Here is a 19,062-nt window from a genome sequence, read left to right as displayed (position 1 = left end):
CACCGCAGGCACACAGACAAACAAGCGTCGCGCAGACAAAAAACTCAGGCAAAAGACCAACGCCGCAGGCAACCAGACAAACAATCACCGCAAAGGCCAACAAATCAAGAAAACGCCAAAGAAACCAGATCAAGAAAAGCCATAGGCCCAAAACCTCACCCCGGCATAGGCCTTGCGTTATCCCATTGGAATGCAAAACCAAGGACAACCAACATGCCGGAACACGTCACCGCCACCGCTCCCGCGCTCCCCCTTCCGAAGCACGCTCATCGTCCTGAGCCGATCGAGCCGCCATCGCCGCCGCCGAATCCTGCCGAACCCGACACGATTCCGAGTCCCAGTCCGACTCCGGACCCCATCGAACCCGTTGCTCCGCCAATCGGCGACCCACCGCCGCAGCCCACCCAAACGCCACAAGCCAGTCCGCGCCCGCCGTCGCAAATGTCATCAATGCAACTCTGACTCGTTCTGTGCGTTAGACCACAGTTCAGAGCAGCGAATTTATGTACTTGTTACAAAACTGGCGCATCTTTTACCGGCAATTTACCGTCGTGACCCCTAGACTGTAGGGGTGCCGCTGTCGATGGCGGCGGCTTCCCCTGGAGGCATCGATCATGAGACATCCAGCACTGCGACGTTCCGCGCGCCATACGAAGCGCGACTCCCGGCCGGCCGGCAGCAGCGTCGAGCCGGTGGAGTCGCCGGATCCGGCAGCGCAGAACCGCGTCGCGCCCAATGCGCCGCCAGACGGCGAGCACAACCAGGGCGGCGTGCGTCCGGAAGGGCTGGAGTACCAGCGCGATCTCGGCTCGGAGCAGGACGCTTAAATCCGTCTGCAGGCGGATAAGCCGGTTCCGATTTCGTCATACAAAGCGGAAAAAATTTCCTCGCGGTGTTTCGGGATCGCGCGTTTCTGCTCGTCCGTCACATTTGCATACATTTTTATTTCTAGCATCTCAAAAAACGGCACGCGACTTGCGTGCACCTATTCGGCACATATCCGCATGCAACGAAACAACTGACTAGGTGGAGCACCAATGAGCAGACTGATCGTGGTATCGAATCGTGTGGCGCCAACCCAGGAAGGCCGCCCCGCAGCAGGTGGCCTGGCGATCGGCGTGCTGGACGCGTTGAAGGAAACCGGTGGAGTCTGGTTCGGCTGGAGCGGTGAAACGGTGAGCGAGCCGTCCGCCCCGGTAATCGAAAAGCAGGGCAATGTGACGTACGCGACGGTGGGCCTCACCAAGCGCGACTACGACCAGTACTATCGCGGTTTTTCGAACGCGACACTGTGGCCGACGTTCCACTATCGCAACGACCTGTCGCGCTACGACCGGCAGGAATACGCGGGCTATCAGCGCGTCAACGCGACGCTCGCCAGGCAGCTCAAGGAGCTGCTCAAACCCGATGACATCATCTGGGTGCACGACTATCACCTGCTGCCGTTCGCGCGCTGCCTTCGTGAACTCGGGGTGAAGAATCCAATCGGCTTTTTCCTGCATATTCCGTTTCCGGTTCCGGAAGTACTCCGTACGATCCCGCCGCACGATGAGCTGGTCAAGGCGATGTGCAGCTACGACGTGGTCGGTTTCCAGACCGACGCTGACCGCCAGTCGTTCGTCGACTTTATCGAGCGCGGCCAGCACGGCACCTCGAGCGAAGACGGCATGATGCACGCCTACAACCGCTTCCTGAAAGTGGGCGCGTACCCGATCGGCATCTATCCGGACGCAATCGCCAAGGCCGCCGAGCAGTTCACCGACCGCAAGCCGGTGCGCAGCCTGCGTGACGGCATGCGCGGGCGCAAGCTGATCATGAGCGTCGACCGGCTCGACTATTCGAAGGGTCTAGTGGAGCGCTTTCAGGCGTTCGAACGACTACTGCTGAATGCGCCGGGGTGGCATGGACGCGTATCGCTGGTGCAGATCGCGCCGCCGACACGCGCGGATGTGCAGACGTATCAGCGCATTCGTCAGACCCTGGAGGGGGAAGCCGGCCGCATCAACGGCCGTTTCGCGCAACTCGACTGGACGCCGATCCAGTACCTGAACCGCAAGTACGAACGCAATCTGCTGATGGCGCTGTTCCGTCAGTCGCAAGTCGGCTATGTGACGCCGCTGCGCGACGGGATGAACCTGGTCGCGAAGGAGTACGTTGCATCACAGGATCCGGCCGATCCGGGTGTTCTCGTGTTGTCGCAATTTGCCGGTGCGGCCGAGCAGCTACCGGGGGCGCTGGTCGTCAATCCGTTCGATCTGTCGCAGATGGCCGAGGCGCTGGAGCGCGCACTTTCGATGCCGCTCGCCGAGCGTCAGGCGCGTCATGCGGACATGATGGCACCCATGCGCGAGAACAATCTGTCGGTCTGGCGCGATACGTTCCTAGGCGATCTGCGTAACGTCGCGACCGCCTCTTCGGTGACGGCCAAAGCGGTAAAGCTCGCTGACGTGACGGCATCGTCGTAGTCGTATAAGCGGCCACGCGGGTTTCGTCTGGAACCGCGTGCGCTGGTCACGTCGAATCGTTGGGGTAAAGCTTGAAGCATAAAAGGGCGCGGATCGCGGTATGCGATTCGCGCCCTTGTTGTATCCGGTTCAAGCGGATGATGTAGTCAGACCGGCAATGCGTTCAGGCCCGCACCGTATTCTGGCGGCAACATACTCAGACAACGTTGCATTCAGCCGATAACGCTCTCTGCGGGCAAAGACCTCAAGACTGCAGCACCACACTCAGATCAGCACGCGCTGAGCTGAAGTCCGCAACGCGGCTCACGCGGTTTGCACGCTCACGCGCTGCATGACTCGCAGCGTGCTGACCACTGCGGCGACCGCTGAAAAACACGCCGCCACATACAGCACGATAGTTGGCCCATTCTGTGGCGCGATGCCGAAGATCAGCGCGACCAGCGCGGCGCCGAGCGTCTGTCCGGTGAGGCGAGCGGTGCCGAGCATGCCGCTCGCGCCGCCGCTGCGCTCACGCGGCGCGGCGGACAACATGGTCCGGTTGTTGGGCGACTGGAAGATCCCGAAGCCCGCGCCGCACAGGGCCATGCGCCACGCGATCTGCATGGGCTCAGGATGCGCGCCGAGGGTGGCGAGCAGCAGCAGGCCCCCCGTCATCGCAACGAGTCCGACGCCGCCGAGCCAGCCAGACGACACCTTGTCCGACAATACGCCGGCAATCGGTGCGGCGATGATGATCACGGCCGGCCACGGCGTCATCAGCAAACCGGTGTCTACCTGCGAGAAACCGAGCGTGTTCTGCAACAGAAACGGCAACGACACGAAGGCCAGCATCTGCGCGCAGAACGAACAGACCGAGGTGCCGATCGACAGGGCGAACACCGGAATCCTCAGCAAATCGATTGGCAGCAACGGAGCGGCTTGGGTCAACTGACGGCGCACGAAGAAGTAACCGATCACAACCGCGCCGAGTGCCTCTGCGACAACCCAGCCGACGTGCTCGCCGTGACCGAGGCCGTCGACGGCGAAAATCAGCAGGCCGAACACGAACGCGTTCATTACCGCGCTCAGATAGTCGTATGGAGATTCGTGGCCGGGATTCATCGGCAGCGCCTTGAAGGCGCCGACAATCGCCGCGATCCCGATCGGCACATTGATCGCGAACAGCCACGGCCACGGGGCAACGGCGAGCACGCCGGAGGCGACAGTTGGCCCGACCGCGGACGACACTGCAACGACCATCGCGTTGATTGCGACGCCGCGCCCGAGTTGCGCGGGCGGATAGATCATGCGTACGAGCGCGGTGTTCACACTCATGACGCCCGCTGCGCCGAAGCCCTGAAAGACGCGAGCAAGCGCTAGCGTCGGCAGCGAGGTGGATAACGCGCAACCGAACGACGCTACCGTGAACAGGATCAGTCCGGCCAGATAGATGCGCCGGTAGCCGATGCGATCCCCGAGCGACGCAAGCGGCAGCAGCGAAATGGTGACGGCCAGCTGGTAGGCGTTGACAACCCAGATCGAGCCGGCGGCACTCGCATGAAGATTTCGCGCGATGGTCGGCAGCGCCACGTTGGCGATCGCGCTGTCGAGCACCGCCAGCGTGAGGGCAAGTGCGATAACCAGCATTGCCCAGTAACGTTGCGGAATCGGCAAGCCTTGTTCGGTGCTGTCCGAGAACGGTGTGCCGGAGGCGAGTGAGGGCGCTGAGGCGGCGTCGGACGGCATCGAATCGTCCTTGCGCGATGGTTGTGCGTGCATCGTTCTTTTGATTTGGAGTGGGGCGGTTCATCGACGCTGCGACCCGGCGATGAATCACGCGCGCTGCGTGCCGCCCTGGAAAAACAGGACGGCATTGCAGCGACGATGCCGGCGCCGCGACAGCGCACCGGCATCGCGTCTCACACGTTATTTGAGTTCGTACAGACCGGTGTGAGTGGTCGAGTCGAGTTCGTTCAGATGCGTCATGAAGCGCGCGACCGCATTGGTGGTGTCCGCGTTGATCGGCAGATGCGGCACCTTCAGCGCGTGCAGGCGGAAGATGTAGCGGTGCGTCTTGTCGCCTCGCGGCGGCGCGGCGCCACCGAAGCCGACCGTGCCGTAATCGTTGCGCAACTGCAGCGCGCCTTGCGGCAGCAGCGAGCCATCGGCCTTGCCGGCGTTGCGCGGCAGTGAGCGGGCATCGGCCGGAATGTTGACGACGACCCAGTGCCAGAAGCCGCTGCCGGTGGGCGCGTCCGGATCGTGAACGGTGAGTGCGAAGCTTTGGGTGTCGGCCGGCGGCGTATCCCACTGCAGCGCGGGTGAGATGTTTTCGCCGTCCACGCCGAAGGCCTTGTCGTGGTATTCGTGGGCTTTCGGCATAAAGCCATTGGTGGGGAAATCGTCGGACCAGAGACGGAAATCAGCCATGGTGTGCCTCCCTTCGTGAGTAGTTCTGGGATGGTCGGGGCGTGTTTCTTTGCTGCCGGCTTGCTGCCCGATGTCTGCAGGTTCAGCCCACAAAAAGATGCCCCAAGCTAGCCAATCGAGTGTATCACCAGCGGCTCGCGGATTCGTTCGAACCGGGCAGGCTACAAGCAGCTTTCAGCCACGTTCGTCGAAGCTCGGCGCGTCGCTCTTCAACCACGCGACGAGTCGCTGCAACACGCCTTCGATATCGCGATTCGCACCACGCAAAGCGCATTCCCACACCACCCCGACGCGCCAGCCGCTCGCGAGCAACGCCGCCTGAACCTTGTCGTCGTTGCTGCGATTGCGGCCGATCTTGTCGCGCCAGAACTCGGGCCGCGTTTGCGGCCATTTGAAGAGATGACAGTCGTGACCGTGCCAGAAGCAGCCGTGCACCAGGACAACCGCGCGGTAGCGCGGCAGCACGATGTCAGGCCGGCCCGGCAGATCGCGTGCGTCTAAACGGAAGCGAAAGCCCTGGCCGTGCAGCAGGCTGCGGATCAGGATTTCCGGTTTCGTATTGCGGCCGCGAATGCCGGACATCATCCGGCTACGCGTCGCGCTGTCGACGATATCGACCATCGTTAGCGTCCAGGTGGCCGTTCAGGCCACTCAGGAATAGAGCGAAAGGGCTTGCCTGGAACCATTGTGCGTCTCCTTGGCAAGCAGGGTTTGCACATGCGGCAGCATGATGCGCGCCACTTCCCGCATCACCGGCATGACGACGCTATTGCCGAATTGCCGGTAAGCCTGCGTGTCGCTGACTGGAATCCTGAAAGTATCGGGAAATCCCATCAGCCGTGCGCATTCACGCGGTGTGAGGCGCCGCGGACGCAGATGCTCGCCCTGATAAACCAGGATCTCCGAGCCGTCTTTGTGATAACGCGCGGAGAGTGTGCGCGTCACGCTGTCGGGATACGCCATGCCGAAGCCGAAGCCATTACCCGCCGCCCGATGCTTCGCCGCGTAGTTTTGCAGATAGGTCCAGAGATTGGGTGTGAGCGTGTACTTCGGTTGCACGCGTTTGCCGACGTGGTCGAAGAAACGATCCTGGTCCCACGGCAGCACCGATTCGCTGCCATCCGTGCGATGCAGGATCGAGCCGAGGCGCGGGCCGCTTTCCGGCAGACGCAGATCGTCCCAGGAGAACGCCGTCTTGCCGCGAAAGCCGACGATGATGATGCGTTCCCGGTGCTGCGGCGTGAAATGCTGGCCGTCGACCACGCGGTAGTGCACTTCGTAGCCGAGTTCGTCCCGTAAGGTCTGCAGGATCACGTCGAAGGTGCGGCCTTTATCGTGCGAGAGCAGATTCTTCACGTTCTCCAGCAGGAACGCGGCGGGGCGCTTTGCCGCGATGATCCGCGCGACGTCGAAAAACAGCGTGCCCTGTGTCGTGCACTCGAAACCGTGCGGGCGGCCCAGCGCGTTTTTCTTGCTGACGCCGGCAATCGAGAACGGCTGGCACGGAAAGCCGCCGAGCAGCACGTCGTGGCTCGGCACCTCTTCGGCGGGAAACGAGACGATGTCGCCGATCAGCGCGTGTTCGCCGCCGGCAGGGTAGTTCTCGCGATAGGTCTTGGTGGAGAAATCGTTCCACTCGCTCGTGAAGACGCAGTCGCCGCCGTGCGCCTCGAAACCCATGCGAATGCCGCCGATGCCGGCAAACAGATCGACGAAGCGGAACTGGGCGTCGCCCGTGTTCGCGCCAGTCTTTGCCCGGCCGCTGCTACACAGCAGATCGCGCAAAGCCGGTTCGAGCATGGACGGGCACGGTGTTTCGCCTTTTTCCCAGCGACGTACCGTCTTGATGTCCTTGCCGACGTGCGCGGCGATTTCGCGTTGAGTGAAGCGGGCGCGCGCCTGTTTAAGCAGGTCGAGCGGTGCGGCGAGGGTCACGGATGTCCTTGCTGGGAATTTTTGCGGACATTATGACCTAAGGTCGTCCCTTTTTCCTATTTTCACCGTCCGCGAGCAGAAAATTTCCGGTCACTTAAAGACCGCTCCGTCTAAATGCGGCTGTCACCGTTGGACGTGTAGGCTTGTGACGTGACGCGAATTCCCCGCGTTGCGACGTGTTCAGGCCGCGACTGGGTTCGCGGCCTTTTTTTAAGCGGGAAAGGGTCGGACTGGCCGGCGCGAACGGCCGGCCATCAAGGCTTGCCGCAGCTCAGATAGGATGGCCGCCCGCCGTGGGGGCGAACGGCTGGAATGGGGCAACGGCCGCCACGGCCAACGGATTCCATAGGGGCTGCGGTTGGGCCTCGAACTGGTCGAGTTGCAGCAGGAGGCTATCCACCGCGCACAGTTGCGCGTGGGACAAATTACCGGTGTCGAGCAGTTGGCACAGACGCTTGCGCCAGTAGGCGGCGGGCAGAATCGGTCCGCCGAGGTCGCCGTGTAAAGACGGCCGCATCACGCGCCTGATATGCGCGATGTCCTGATCGGCCAGCGCCGCCTGGGATGACCCCGGCATTGTAATGAGTGTGCGGTCCATAGCCCCTCCTTGGCAGCTTTACGGCAGGCCGCGGCGGGACTTTAGAGCTTTTTTGAAATATTTTTCGCAATCTTGTATGTGGGACAAAAGGGGGCGGGGGTTGGCGGCCGGCGCAGGCACACCCGTTGCTGAATAGGGATACTGGCGTAATGTCGCGCTGGCATTCCAGATATCGGAGCCGAATATGAACAAGGACCAGGTAAAGGGCGTGGGCGAGCAGATCAAGGGCAAGGTCAACGAAGTCGCCGGTAAAGTCACCAACAACCCGGGCAAGGAGCTTAAAGGCGACCTTCAGCAAGGCGCCGGCAAGGTGCAAAAGGCCTATGGCGACGCTAAGGAAGACGCCAAGGACAATGCAAAGCGCAACGCACCGTAATCTGGTTCGCGGTGCTGCTTGCGAGGAAAAGGCGCTTCGGCGCCTTTTTCGTTTTTACCGGGCTTCGGTTGCAGTGTTTTCGTTCTCGCCGGGTGTCGGTCGCCGGTTAGTCGCCGGTTATCAGGTGCAAGCCTTTGGGTATCGGGATTCAGATATTGGGCTTGATGTGCCGGGACTCGACTGGCGGCTTCCAACTGATATGCCGATTCCGCCTGGGAGTAACCCGGGGTCGGCATCGGAGACGTTCCGCGCGCCATGTGCCGCCTTTAGACTTGGCGCATCCAACAGCGAAGAGGCGCCCATGACACCCGAAAAAGTGCTTTCGATGTTCGAACGGCAGTACCTGGAGGGCAAAGCGCCCGTCGATCTCGAAACCACCTGCGCAAGTTTCGCCAGCTGGCTGGCGGCGGCGTGGGAATTGCTCGACGGTGAGCAGAAAACGCTGCTGCTGACGGTCGGCGCGGCTTTGTGGCGCGAAGGTTATAACCTGCGCGCCGGTACGGCGACGAAGGATTTGTGGTGAGCCTTGGTGTTTGATGCGTTTGTCCGCTCGAGCGCTTCGACGTTTTGGTGGTTATGCGGGCGGGACGAGCGTCATGTGAACACGATCGCGGTGGGGTGCTTGGGGCGGCTCGCATTGAGGCGAGCTCGCACGCGTTGTGCTGAGTCGGTTTATATTTGGCGGTCGCGTGGTCGGATCCTCTTTTCGGTTTGCTGGCCGATCGATGATTTCCGATTCCCATTTCTAGCCGCAGCTTTCGCACAAGGGTTACACCATCACCATGACCGATCTGTCCGCCTTCCCGATCACGAAGAAATGGCCTGCCGAGCATCCGGACCGGATTCAGCTGTATTCGCTCCCGACGCCCAATGGCGTGAAAGTGTCGATCATGCTCGAAGAGACCGGGTTGCCCTATGAGCCGCACCTCGTGCGCTTCGATACGAACGATCAGATGTCGCCGGAGTTTCTGTCGCTGAATCCGAACAACAAGATTCCGGCGATCATCGATCCGAATGGCCCTGACGGTAAACCGCTGCGGTTGTTCGAATCCGGTGCGATTCTGATTTACCTGGCGGACAAGGCCGGTAAATTTATTCCGCAAGATGCCGCCGGCCGTTATGAAGCGATCCAGTGGGTGATGTTCCAGATGGGCGGCATTGGTCCGATGTTCGGCCAGGTGGGTTTCTTCCACAAGTTCGCCGGCAAGGAATACGAAGACAAACGCCCGCGCGATCGTTATGTCGCCGAGGCGAAGCGGCTGCTCGGGGTGCTGGAGCAGCAACTCGAAGGGCGCGACTGGATCCTGGGCGATACGTACTCGATCGCGGATATCGCGAGCTTTCCGTGGGTGCGTAATCTGATCGGCTTCTACGAAGCAGGCGATCTGGTCGGGATCGACGACTTTCCGAATGTGAAGCGGGTGCTGGCTGCGTTCGTCGCGCGTCCGGCGGTGGCGAGAGGATTGGAGATTCCGAAGCGGCCTGTGTGATTGACGGATGCAATGGTCAGAGGCCAGCGATCGAGGCCTCCCCATTTTTATGCACAAAGTGATTTGCGGTAGACAGTTCCATGATGCGCTGCAACGACCTGGTCGACCGCACCGGGCGTTGCTTCGCAAGCCTCGAGAATGATTGCAACACCCCCCGGCGCAAAGTCACCGCTTACGGAGTCGACGAATTCACGATCGAGTATATCGATGAGTGCAACGCCAGCTAGCCCTGTACTTGCCCCTATCGTGAAGCCGAGTATCGCGCCGGATGGCCCACCGAGCATACCGATCAGGCCGCCCGTGATGGCACCGATTACAACGCCCCAAAATGGCTGCGTCTTTGTGCCAAGCAGGGTTACTTTTCCAGTCAGGTCCTTTTCAACCATCACGCCGCTCTCGATCTTGAAGCTCGCATCTTTTCCCTCGAGATTCCGGAAATCCAGGCCAGCTTTTTCCGCATCAGCCACGTTGCTAAAAACCGCGACGATCAATTGTTGAGCCATCGTAAAGTACCTCTCACGAAAAAATCCTGCGTCACAGACAACCTTTCAGATGAAGCTCGCTGGGGTCGCTGATTGTCCAGCCGCCCGTGCTTCGCGGCTCATGCCCTTCCGAATTATTTGTGGCCCTGATTCTGGCGCTTAGCGCTCGTCTGGCGTTTCTTCGCACGTTTGACATTGCCGCCCGCGGTCACGCGCTCGTTGCCGCGGACCACGACCTTCCGCCGCTTCGAGCGACGTACCGCCGGCGCATTGGGCGAGCGCTTGACGACCTTGACGATGCGCGGCGCAGTACCTTTCTTCGCTATACCGATGTCTCCGGCGACGCCTGGCATGCTGCGGAAGGCATGTGATTCGGCCGCTGCGGGTTTCCAGATCACGAGCAGCTTGCCGATATGCTGGATCGGCGCGGCACCGAGACAGTCGCAGATCTCGCCATAGATTGCGTCGCGCGCGTCGCGTTCGTCCCCTGACACGCGGATCTTGATCAGATTGTGTGCGGCGAGGTGTACGTTGATCTCAGCGAGCACTGCGTCAGTCAGCCCTTCGGCGCCAATTAGCACGACAGGCTTCAACTCCTGAGCTTGGGAGCGCAGCGCGGAGCGCTCGGCGGGAGACAGAGAAAGAGCGGGCATCGGGACGATGAAACGAATGTGGCCGCACAGCGGAAAACTCACTGCTTTACATTCTCGGCGTGACTGGCCGCTCACATCAATAGCGTATAAGGCGATAGTAACTATCGGTCAAATTGATAAGCACATCGACATTTCGACCTCTATCGGACGCGCTCAGCCTGCCTATAATCAACTGGTCCAACATCAACTTCTGGACCCTTGGTCCGGGCTCGTTGTCACCACCGGGATGCGCAACATGAACGATCCTGCCGTCACTGCTTCTCGCCATGGTTTCCGTTGCGGCATGATCGCCATTGTCGGCCGCCCGAACGTCGGCAAGTCGACGCTGATGAACGCGCTCGTCGGCCAGAAGATCAGCATCACGTCGCGCAAGGCGCAGACGACCCGCCACCGCATCACCGGCATTAATACGACCAAAGACGCGCAATTCATCTTCGTCGACACGCCCGGTTTTCAGACCCGCCACGCTGCCGCACTGAACCGTTCGCTGAACCGCGCGGTCACGTCGACGCTGACTTCGGTCGACGTGATCCTGTTCGTGATCGAGGCCGGCCGCTTCGGGCCGGACGATCAGAAGGTGCTCGACCTGATCCCGCCCGGCATGCCGACGCTCCTGGTTGCCAACAAACTCGACCGCGTCAGCGACAAGGCGACGCTGTTCCCGTTCATGCAACAAATGAGCCAATTGCGCGAGTTCGTCGAGATGGTGCCACTGTCGGCCACGAATCCGGAAGACGTCGCGCGCCTGCTGGACACGATCAAGCCATACCTGCCCGAAGGCGATCCGATCTATGGCGAAGATGACCTGACCGACCGCAGTTCACGGTTCCTCGCCGCCGAGATCTTGCGTGAGAAGGTGTTTCGCTGGACCGGCGACGAACTGCCGTACACCAGTACGGTCGTGATTGAGAAGTTCGAGGAGGAAGGGCGTCTCAAGCGCATCTTCGCGACGATCCTGGTAGAGCGCGACTCGCAAAAGGCGATGGTGATCGGCAAGAACGGGGCGAAGCTCAAGCAGATCAACACCGACGCGCGGATCGATATGGAAAAGTTGTTCGACGGCCCCGTGTATCTCGAGACATTCGTCAAGGTTAAGAGCGGCTGGGCCGACAACGAAGCAGGGCTTCGCGCCTATGGGTATGAATGACGCTACCCGCACGCGCTTCGTATTAGCACGCCAGACATGCCCGCAACAAGGCTTGCGGACGGCGTAGCTGCCGTCCCCGAGATCCACGATCTGATCTTCAACGCTTCCATTTTGAGGACAAGTTATGTCTACGCTGATCGCGATTACCTATCAAGATTTGACGGTTGCAGAAGACGCGTTGAAGGAGCTGCAGACACTTACCAATCTTTCTCTTGACGATGATTGAAGCTGGTCGAGGCTCTGTCCAAGGCCAAAAATACGGCGAATGGATAACGCTGGCCGTGAGGATCTCATCTCGCGAGACTCGGAAACAGCGCCTGAAGACTTACCACAATCATTTGCATGGCGATTGCGGCAAGAATCATTCCCATCAAACGCCTGGTGATCGCCGTGGCGGTGGAGGAAAGGCGGCGTCCGATAGAGGGGGCTAAAAGAAGCGACACGGCAAGTACCACAAGAAAGCAACTCAACCCAAGGCCCAGTTCGATGATCTTTCCCTCGTCGCGTGCCGTCTGACCGAAGATGATGAGTGTTGCAATGGTTCCCGGACCGACAAGAAGCGGGATGGTCAGCGGATAGATCGCAACATTCTCCGGTCCTGGAGTGTCCGCCTGCTCGGCAGGGGTGCCTGAATGCACTTTGCTTGCCGAACCATGAAGCATTGAAAGTGCGATAAGCAGCACCAGGAGGCCACCGGCAAGCCGGAAGTCCTGCACCGTCAGTCCAAATGCTCCCAGGATCGCGCCCCCGGCCAGTACGGAGACAAGGCAGCCTATCGAGACACCCGCGATTGCCGTGAAAGAAATTCGTCGCTGTACCGCAGCGCTCGCCCCGTCAGTCAGTGACAGAAAGACGGGGATATTGGCGATCGGATTCATGATGGCGAACATGGCCGCAAAGACTTTCGTCGCGAAGGCAGAATCGAATGTCAAGGTCGCTTCTCCTGATTGATGAGCGTATTGATGGATATTGTCACGTGAAGATCTGCCTCCGTTTTCGCCAGTTCATATGTAGTCCTGGCTAGTGCATATGCGTTTGCAGACTTACGTTGAGGTTCGGCAGCCTTGGCGAGGTCAATGTTATCCGTGGTCATTCTCCTGCGGATCGAAGGTCGCCCGTAAGGGAACACATGAGGAGATTGAGAGGAGCGGTACATACGTCTTCACCGACTTGACACGCGTGCGACGTTGGCCTTTGATGAATGGACAGCCAGTGTTGGGCTGGCAGAACAGGCAGGGAGCCAGACGTGACATCCACCCGCCACACCATGATGTGGGAAACCGCCATCGATGCGCTCGAGCGTGCCGAACGGTTGCATCGTCAGTTCTTCCGGTTGGCGGGGCAGCACACGCGGGCGCCGGTATGGGAGCCGCCCATCGAGGTGTTCGAGCATGACGGCCTGCTGGCGATCGTGGTGGCGCTTCCCGGCGTGCCTCCCGATCGCGTCAACCTGAACCTTGAAGGCGCGACGCTGATCGTGACTGCCGAGAGAACATTGCCCCGGGCCTTAGCCGGGGGCGCGATCCACTGCCTGGAAATTCCCTACGGCCGCTTCGAGCGACACATCCGGCTTCCGGCTGGGCGCTATCGCCTGGCACGGCGCGATTCCGAAGACGGTTGCCTGTTGCTGGACTTCGAGAGACTGGAATGAGCCCGGCGAGCGTCGGCGAATCGAGGAGCGAAGATGAGCACGGACAGCGATAGCGAGGCTCCAGAGGCCGCCCCGGCGAGCCGGGAAGCGTCCCCTTTGCCGGCACTCCCCAAGGACAGTCTGATCCTGTTTCCTGTCCGCAGTGCCGTGCTGTTTCCGGGCATGGTGTTGCCGTTGACAGCGGAGCATGGGCAGACCAAGGAGGATGTGCAGGCTGCCGTCAAGCGTCAGCAGCCGTTGGGCATCGTGCTGCAACGCGATCCGCAGGTGCAGGATCCGCCCTTCGATGGCCTCAACACGATTGGCACCGTGGCAAACGTGCTGCGCTACGTCACCAGTCCTGACGACGGCGCGCATCACTTGATATGCCAGGGTGTGGAGCGCTTTCGCCTGATCGCGCCGGTGGCTGGCCCCGGGTTCCGCGCCGCCCAGGTGGAACTGCTGCCCGACACCGCGCACAGTGACGCCGCCATCGACGCGCGCGTGCTGGTCCTGAAGCAACGCGCGGGCGAAATGATCGGGCTGCTGCCCAACGCGGGGGGCGAACTCATCAGGGCATTGGACGCGATCGAGTCGCCCGGGATGCTGGCCGATAGTGTGGCCGGTCTGCTCGACATCCCACCGGCGAGCAAGCAGGACATCCTGGAAACGCTTGACCTCTGCAAACGGCTGGACAAGGTGCTGGACGCCGTCGCCGGACGAATCGAAGTCCTTCGCCTGTCGCGCGAAATCGGCGAACAGACGCGCGGCCGGCTCGACCAGCGCCAACGCGAAATGATGCTGCGCGAGCAACTCAGGACCATTCAGAACGAACTCGGCGAGAACCTCGAAAACCGGGAAGAAGCCCGCAAGCTGGCCGAGGCGATTGAAGCCGCCCATATGCCGTCGGATGTCGAGGCCCATGCCCGCAAGGAACTCGCCCGGCTGGAGCGGATGCCGGAAGCCTCCTCCGAATACGCCATCAGCGTGAGCTACCTCGAATGGCTGACGGAACTGCCTTGGACACTCTCGCCGGAAGCGCCCATCGACATCGCCAGAGCGAGGGAGATTCTCGATGAGGCGCACTTTGGCCTGGAAAAGGTCAAGCGCCGCATCCTCGAGTACCTTGGTGTCAGAAAGCTCAATCCGCACGGCAAGGCGCCCATTCTTTGCTTTCTCGGGCCGCCTGGGGTGGGCAAGACATCGCTGGGCCAGAGCATCGCACAGGCACTGGCGCGGCCGTTCGTACGCGTGAGCCTGGGCGGGGTACATGATGAATCGGAAATTCGAGGCCATCGGCGCACGTATATCGGCGCCATGCCTGGCAATATCATCCAGGCGATCCGCAAGGCGGGCGCGCGCAACTGCGTCATGTTGCTGGACGAACTCGACAAGCTCGGGCATGGCGTGCATGGCGACCCGGCCGCGGCGATGCTTGAAGTCCTGGATCCCGAGCAGAATGTCTCCTTCAGGGACAACTATCTTGGCGTGCCGTTCGACCTGTCCGCCGTCGTGTTCGTTGCCACGGCCAACCAGCTCGACGGCATCCCCGGGCCTTTGAGGGACCGCCTCGAGATTCTGGACCTGCCGGGATACACCGAGGCCGAGAAGTTTCAGATCGCCCGGCGTTTCCTGGTGCCACGCCAGCTGGAGGCGTGCGGGCTGACCCCCGCACAATGCGAACTGAGCGACGAGGCCCTGCGTTCCATCATCCGCGACTACACGCGCGAAGCGGGCGTGCGCAGCCTGGAGCGGCAGATCGGCTCAGTCTTTCGGTATGTCGCGTTGCGTGTCGCCGAGGATCCGGCCACGCATGAACGAATCGAGCCCGATCGCTTGTCATCGATATTGGGTCATCGCCGCTTCGAGAGCGAAGTGGCAATGCGCACCAGTTTGCCGGGCGTGGTGACCGGACTGGCATGGACGCCCGTTGGCGGCGAACTGCTCTTCATCGAGGCCAGCAGCACACCGGGCGGAGGCAGGCTAGTGCTGACCGGCCAGTTAGGAGAGGTCATGAAGGAAAGCGTCCAGGCCGCGCTGACGTTGGTCAAGTCTCGCTGCGAGGCGCTGAACATCGACTGTTTTGGCTTCGACAAGCGCGACATTCATGTCCACGTGCCGGCCGGCGCGGTCCCGAAGGATGGCCCGAGTGCCGGGGTGGCCATGTTCATTGCGATCGCATCGCTGCTGAAGGGGCAAGCCGTGCGCAGCGATTGCGCCGTGACTGGCGAGATCAGTCTGCGGGGCGTTGTTCTGCCGGTGGGCGGCATCAAGGAAAAGGTGCTTGCCGCCTTGCGCGCCGGCATCGGGACGGTACTGCTGCCCGCGCGCAACGCTGCGGACCTCGAGGACCTCCCCGCCGACGCGCGCAGCCAGTTGCGCTTTGTGTTGCTGGAAACGGTGGATGACGCACTGCGCGAGTTGATCGAGACCGGCAACGCGAAACCGCGTAGCGCCGCGGACTGATCTCATCGCTACCGGAAGGTCTACCTGATCGGCTCAGCGGTATCGCCGGCGAGTAGCAATTGCGGAAGTTGCGAGAATGACCATCCGCCCGGCGCGCGATCGAGTATCCAGACCATGTCGAACCGGTCTTCCGGCCACGTCGCAGGAACCGTGGGCGCACCAGGCACGTGTCCGAATAGCGATGGCAGCACTTTGTGCTCCCATGCAATCAGCACGATGCCGGGTTGGGTCAGCACGTCCCCCATTAGCGCTGGCCCATCGTCCTTCAGGTACGCCGTGACGTAGTTCACCTGCGATGTTTGTCGCAGCAGCGCAACGAGAGGCGCAACGGTCTGCATCGCTCGCTTGCTCTTGCTGGCTGGACCGTTGCCCGGCGCGAACACGGCGGCCGGCGTCAGTCGTGCAGAATGTGTTTCGTGAATCGGACAGAAGAATCGCGCCAACGCGCCGGCACGCTGCCAGCCGCGAACCGCGAGGCTTTCATCGTCGGCCTTGCCGTCCGCCTGGATCCCGATACCCTCGTTGGCGGTTGGCTTCTCCGCGTGCCGGATAAACATGATTCGATCAGGTGCCATGTTGCCTCCGTGGTGCAGAGCTTGCATTCAAGCAGGAAAACACCTGCATGACCAATCCCGGCTATAGCGGTCGCCGATGCGTCACACGTTAGCGACCGTGTCATGAATTTTCCTCGCCTTTTCGAAGGCTTCGTCGATCGTGCCGACCATGTAGAACGCCTGCTCTGGCAGGCTATCGCACTCGCCGTCAATAATCATCCTGAAGCCCCGGATCGTTTCTTTCAGTGACACGTACTTGCCCGGCATACCCGTAAACACTTCTGCGACGTGGAACGGTTGCGACAGGAAGCGCTGGATCTTGCGAGCGCGCGCGACGGCGAGCTTGTCTTCCGGAGCAAGTTCGTCCATGCCCAGAATCGCGATGATGTCGCGCAGTTCCTTGTAGCGCTGCAGCGTTTGCTGCACGCCGCGCGTGACCGAGTAGTGCTCTTCGCCGATCACGTTCGGGTCGATCTGACGCGAGGTCGAATCGAGCGGGTCCACTGCCGGGTAGATACCCAGCGAAGCGATGTCACGCGATAACACGACCGTTGCGTCCAGGTGGCCGAAGGTCGTAGCCGGCGATGGGTCGGTCAAGTCATCCGCAGGGACGTACACGGCCTGAACCGACGTAATCGAGCCGGTCTTGGTCGACGTAATACGCTCTTGCAACTTGCCCATTTCTTCAGCCAGCGTCGGCTGATAGCCCACTGCCGACGGCATACGCCCGAGCAGTGCCGACACTTCCGTGCCAGCCAGCGTGAAACGGTAGATGTTGTCGACGAAGAACAGCACGTCGAGGCCTTCGTCACGGAAGTATTCAGCAATCGTCAGGCCTGTGAGCGCCACGCGCAAACGGTTGCCCGGTGGCTCGTTCATCTGGCCGTACACCAGCGTAACCTTGTCGAGTACATTGGATTCCTTCATTTCGTGATAGAAGTCGCTTCCTTCACGGGTACGCTCGCCAACACCGGCGAACACGGAGTAACCACCGTGCTCCTTAGCGATGTTGTTGATCAGTTCCATCATGTTGACGGTCTTGCCCACGCCGGCGCCACCGAACAGGCCGACCTTGCCGCCTTTGGCGAATGGGCAGATCAGATCGATCACCTTAATACCCGTTTCAAGCAGCTCCGTGGACGGCGACAGTTCGTCGAACGCTGGAGCCTTCTGGTGAATACCGCGAATCACGTCCGAGTTGATCGGACCGGCTTCGTCGATCGGGCGACCCAGCACGTCCATGATCCGGCCGAGCGTAGCCTTGCCTACCGGAACTGAAATTGGGTGGCCGGTATTTCTCACCGTCATGCCGCGCCGCAGGCCATCAGAGGTCCCCAGACAGATGGTGCGGACCACGCCATCGCCTAGTTGCTGCTGGACTTCAAGCGTCAGTTCCGAGCCATCGACCGTCAGCGCGTCATAAATCTTCGGCACGCCGGCGAGCGGGAATTCCACGTCGATCACGGCACCAATGCACTGTACGATCTTGCCTTCGGCCATTTCCACCCCAGCGAAGTCTTTCCGATTAAACCGCTCTGCGTCTCGTAACGTGTGCTGTCACGATTGCACGAGCGTGAGCGAGCCTCCACGGTGGCGAGCTCGCGATTGCCGGACGGGGGCGGAGCGTGGCGGCGACGAGGAATCGCCGGTAGGTCTGCGTTTGGTTCGGCATGGCGCTTGTCGATGAGCCGCGCGCATCACCAGGGAAGCGGCTGACGAAACACCTTGCCGCCATAGCCGAGCACGATGTTTTCGACCTCGAACGGCGACGGCTCCTTTACTTCGAGGATCAGCGCGACGCTCCCGGGCTGGAGTTCGCTGGGGATGGCTTTCGTCAGCTTGCTGTCGAGGATGGCTTCGATAGCGTGCCCGGTGAGCCCCGCACTCGCACCGATGGTGAGGCCCGCGATTGCGCCGACCGGTCCACCAAGCAGACCGATCAGCCCGCCCGTCACCGCGCCGATCACCGTCCCCCAAAACGGTTGGGTGTACTTGTCGAGCACGGTCAGCTTGCCCGCAGCGTCTTTCTGGACCATGACGCCGCTCTCGATCTTGAAGCCGTCGTTATCCTTCTCGAAGTTCCTGAAATCCCGCGCGGCTCTTTGTGCGACGTCCACGTCATTGAAGGTCGCGACGACCATTTTTTGCGTCATATGCCTGCTCCTGTTGCGAACGTCCGCATCCGTAAAACATAGTGCGTTGGCGCAAACAACACCAGATTTAAATCTCCGATTCGAGCTATCGGCTCGTGACTGTAATTGGCACGGGATTTGTAATGGGTGGAGAGCAATTCCAGATCGCTTAAAAAAACCATGGGGAGATCACCCCGATAAGGACCCTCTGATTTGCCGATGGTATGTATCGGCGATATGACGCCAAAGGCACGCGATGGCGCTTCGATTTCGTGCTGTACGGTCAAACGATTTGCGGCATGATATGAGGGGCGCAGATTCGCATGGTGCCGGCGGAATGTTCACTTTTCTGGTGCCATTAATCACCAGCTCACGACTTTCGCCGTACTGCTATTCGTACTATTTCGTACGCCTGGACAGCCTCTTATAGGATTCAATACTCCAAAGCAATCGGTGAATCGAAACAGTGCCGGGATCTTCTATCTGAAGGAGGGTGAGCATGGACAACATTGATCACGCCAAGGTTGCCGAACTTCAACGTGACTCGGCTAGCGCGTATGCACTCGCCAGGAATGCATATGAATTGGCAAAAACAGAGGGAGATCTTAGTTCGGCAACCGTCAAGCAACAAGCGGCTGCTCGTGCATATGGAAGTGCCGTAACCGCCCGCGAAGCCGTACTTGGTGTCTGACGCATAGTCGAGCACGTTATGAATATTTTCAGAA

The 19,062-nt window shown here is 60.8% G+C and carries 21 protein-coding genes; 10 read left to right on the top strand and 11 right to left on the bottom strand.

Features of this window, described 5'->3' with window-relative positions; all coding sequences use genetic code 11:
• Nucleotides 1-213 precede the first annotated feature (213 nt).
• The 3 genes from PQQ52_RS18055 to otsA all read left to right on the top strand — a co-directional run bounded on the left by PQQ52_RS18055 (nt 214) and on the right by otsA (nt 2,465).
• Nucleotides 214-462 carry a hypothetical protein gene (locus PQQ52_RS18055; protein ID WP_408213922.1) on the top strand — a complete coding sequence of 83 codons (249 nt, stop codon included), beginning with the start codon at nt 214-216 and terminating at the stop codon, nt 460-462.
• A gap of 152 nt (nt 463-614) precedes the next feature.
• Nucleotides 615-827, top strand: coding sequence for a hypothetical protein (locus PQQ52_RS18050; protein WP_408213920.1), 213 nt, complete (start codon nt 615-617; stop codon nt 825-827).
• Between the two features lie 210 nt (nt 828-1,037).
• A complete protein-coding gene (otsA, locus tag PQQ52_RS18045) occupies nt 1,038-2,465 on the top strand; it encodes an alpha,alpha-trehalose-phosphate synthase (UDP-forming) (RefSeq protein ID WP_408213918.1) in 1,428 nt (475 codons plus the stop codon).
• A gap of 303 nt (nt 2,466-2,768) precedes the next feature.
• On the opposite strand, the gene PQQ52_RS18040 is transcribed toward otsA, so the two are convergent.
• The 5 genes from PQQ52_RS18040 to PQQ52_RS18020 form a co-directional block, all read right to left on the bottom strand.
• On the bottom strand, nt 2,769-4,223 hold the full coding sequence (locus PQQ52_RS18040; RefSeq protein WP_408213915.1) for an MFS transporter: 1,455 nt from the start codon (nt 4,221-4,223) through the stop codon (nt 2,769-2,771).
• Nucleotides 4,224-4,370: 147 nt separating this feature from the next.
• On the bottom strand, nt 4,371-4,874 hold the full coding sequence (locus tag PQQ52_RS18035; RefSeq protein ID WP_408213912.1) for a YbhB/YbcL family Raf kinase inhibitor-like protein: 504 nt from the start codon (nt 4,872-4,874) through the stop codon (nt 4,371-4,373).
• 174 nt (nt 4,875-5,048) lie between these two features.
• Nucleotides 5,049-5,495: a very short patch repair endonuclease gene (locus tag PQQ52_RS18030; protein ID WP_408213909.1), complete on the bottom strand. Its 447-nt coding sequence runs from the start codon at nt 5,493-5,495 to the stop codon at nt 5,049-5,051.
• A gap of 30 nt (nt 5,496-5,525) precedes the next feature.
• Complete coding sequence (gene dcm / locus PQQ52_RS18025; RefSeq protein WP_408213907.1) at nt 5,526-6,809, bottom strand: DNA (cytosine-5-)-methyltransferase; 1,284 nt, start codon at nt 6,807-6,809, stop codon at nt 5,526-5,528.
• A gap of 271 nt (nt 6,810-7,080) precedes the next feature.
• Nucleotides 7,081-7,407: a hypothetical protein gene (locus PQQ52_RS18020; RefSeq protein WP_408213904.1), complete on the bottom strand. Its 327-nt coding sequence runs from the start codon at nt 7,405-7,407 to the stop codon at nt 7,081-7,083.
• Between the two features lie 184 nt (nt 7,408-7,591).
• Here PQQ52_RS18020 and PQQ52_RS18015 point away from each other — a divergent pair, with 184 nt between their 5' ends.
• The 3 genes from PQQ52_RS18015 to PQQ52_RS18005 all read left to right on the top strand — a co-directional run bounded on the left by PQQ52_RS18015 (nt 7,592) and on the right by PQQ52_RS18005 (nt 9,273).
• Entirely contained in the window at nt 7,592-7,783 is a 192-nt protein-coding gene (locus PQQ52_RS18015) for a CsbD family protein (RefSeq protein ID WP_325046169.1), read from the top strand.
• A gap of 301 nt (nt 7,784-8,084) precedes the next feature.
• Nucleotides 8,085-8,306, top strand: coding sequence for a hypothetical protein (locus PQQ52_RS18010; protein ID WP_408213902.1), 222 nt, complete (start codon nt 8,085-8,087; stop codon nt 8,304-8,306).
• 259 nt (nt 8,307-8,565) lie between these two features.
• Nucleotides 8,566-9,273: a glutathione binding-like protein gene (locus tag PQQ52_RS18005; protein ID WP_408213900.1), complete on the top strand. Its 708-nt coding sequence runs from the start codon at nt 8,566-8,568 to the stop codon at nt 9,271-9,273.
• A gap of 47 nt (nt 9,274-9,320) precedes the next feature.
• On the opposite strand, the gene PQQ52_RS18000 is transcribed toward PQQ52_RS18005, so the two are convergent.
• Both PQQ52_RS18000 and PQQ52_RS17995 read right to left on the bottom strand, forming a co-directional pair.
• Nucleotides 9,321-9,776, bottom strand: coding sequence for a DUF1269 domain-containing protein (locus PQQ52_RS18000; RefSeq protein WP_408213897.1), 456 nt, complete (start codon nt 9,774-9,776; stop codon nt 9,321-9,323).
• Between the two features lie 113 nt (nt 9,777-9,889).
• Nucleotides 9,890-10,408: a YhbY family RNA-binding protein gene (locus PQQ52_RS17995; protein WP_408213894.1), complete on the bottom strand. Its 519-nt coding sequence runs from the start codon at nt 10,406-10,408 to the stop codon at nt 9,890-9,892.
• Between the two features lie 235 nt (nt 10,409-10,643).
• Here PQQ52_RS17995 and era point away from each other — a divergent pair, with 235 nt between their 5' ends.
• The gene (gene era / locus PQQ52_RS17990) at nt 10,644-11,555 is read left to right on the top strand and encodes a GTPase Era (protein WP_408213944.1); all 912 of its coding nucleotides are present in this window, start codon (nt 10,644-10,646) and stop codon (nt 11,553-11,555) included.
• A 290-nt stretch (nt 11,556-11,845) separates the two neighbouring features.
• Here the strand turns inward: era and PQQ52_RS17985 are convergent, their stop codons facing one another.
• Nucleotides 11,846-12,487 (bottom strand): MarC family protein, encoded by a 642-nt coding sequence (locus PQQ52_RS17985; RefSeq protein WP_408213892.1) that lies wholly within the window; start codon nt 12,485-12,487, stop codon nt 11,846-11,848.
• A gap of 314 nt (nt 12,488-12,801) precedes the next feature.
• Here PQQ52_RS17985 and PQQ52_RS17980 point away from each other — a divergent pair, with 314 nt between their 5' ends.
• Nucleotides 12,802-13,206: an Hsp20/alpha crystallin family protein gene (locus tag PQQ52_RS17980; RefSeq protein WP_408213889.1), complete on the top strand. Its 405-nt coding sequence runs from the start codon at nt 12,802-12,804 to the stop codon at nt 13,204-13,206.
• 33 nt (nt 13,207-13,239) lie between these two features.
• The gene (gene lon / locus PQQ52_RS17975; protein ID WP_408213887.1) at nt 13,240-15,651 is read left to right on the top strand and encodes an endopeptidase La; all 2,412 of its coding nucleotides are present in this window, start codon (nt 13,240-13,242) and stop codon (nt 15,649-15,651) included.
• Between the two features lie 20 nt (nt 15,652-15,671).
• On the opposite strand, the gene PQQ52_RS17970 is transcribed toward lon, so the two are convergent.
• From PQQ52_RS17970 to PQQ52_RS17960, 3 genes are all read right to left on the bottom strand, one after another.
• On the bottom strand, nt 15,672-16,226 hold the full coding sequence (locus tag PQQ52_RS17970) for a histidine phosphatase family protein (RefSeq protein ID WP_408213884.1): 555 nt from the start codon (nt 16,224-16,226) through the stop codon (nt 15,672-15,674).
• 81 nt (nt 16,227-16,307) lie between these two features.
• Nucleotides 16,308-17,705 carry a F0F1 ATP synthase subunit beta gene (gene atpD / locus PQQ52_RS17965; RefSeq protein ID WP_408213882.1) on the bottom strand — a complete coding sequence of 466 codons (1,398 nt, stop codon included), beginning with the start codon at nt 17,703-17,705 and terminating at the stop codon, nt 16,308-16,310.
• Nucleotides 17,706-17,902: 197 nt separating this feature from the next.
• A complete protein-coding gene (locus PQQ52_RS17960; RefSeq protein WP_408213879.1) occupies nt 17,903-18,358 on the bottom strand; it encodes a DUF1269 domain-containing protein in 456 nt (151 codons plus the stop codon).
• Nucleotides 18,359-18,836: 478 nt separating this feature from the next.
• Here PQQ52_RS17960 and PQQ52_RS17955 point away from each other — a divergent pair, with 478 nt between their 5' ends.
• Complete coding sequence (locus PQQ52_RS17955) at nt 18,837-19,028, top strand: hypothetical protein (RefSeq protein ID WP_408213876.1); 192 nt, start codon at nt 18,837-18,839, stop codon at nt 19,026-19,028.
• Nucleotides 19,029-19,062: the final 34 nt, after the last annotated feature.

The sequence above is a fragment of the Paraburkholderia sediminicola genome, assembly GCF_046030555.1.
Lineage (GTDB): Bacteria > Pseudomonadota > Gammaproteobacteria > Burkholderiales > Burkholderiaceae > Paraburkholderia > Paraburkholderia sediminicola_E.
This window is presented reverse-complemented; position numbering and strand designations above follow the sequence as displayed.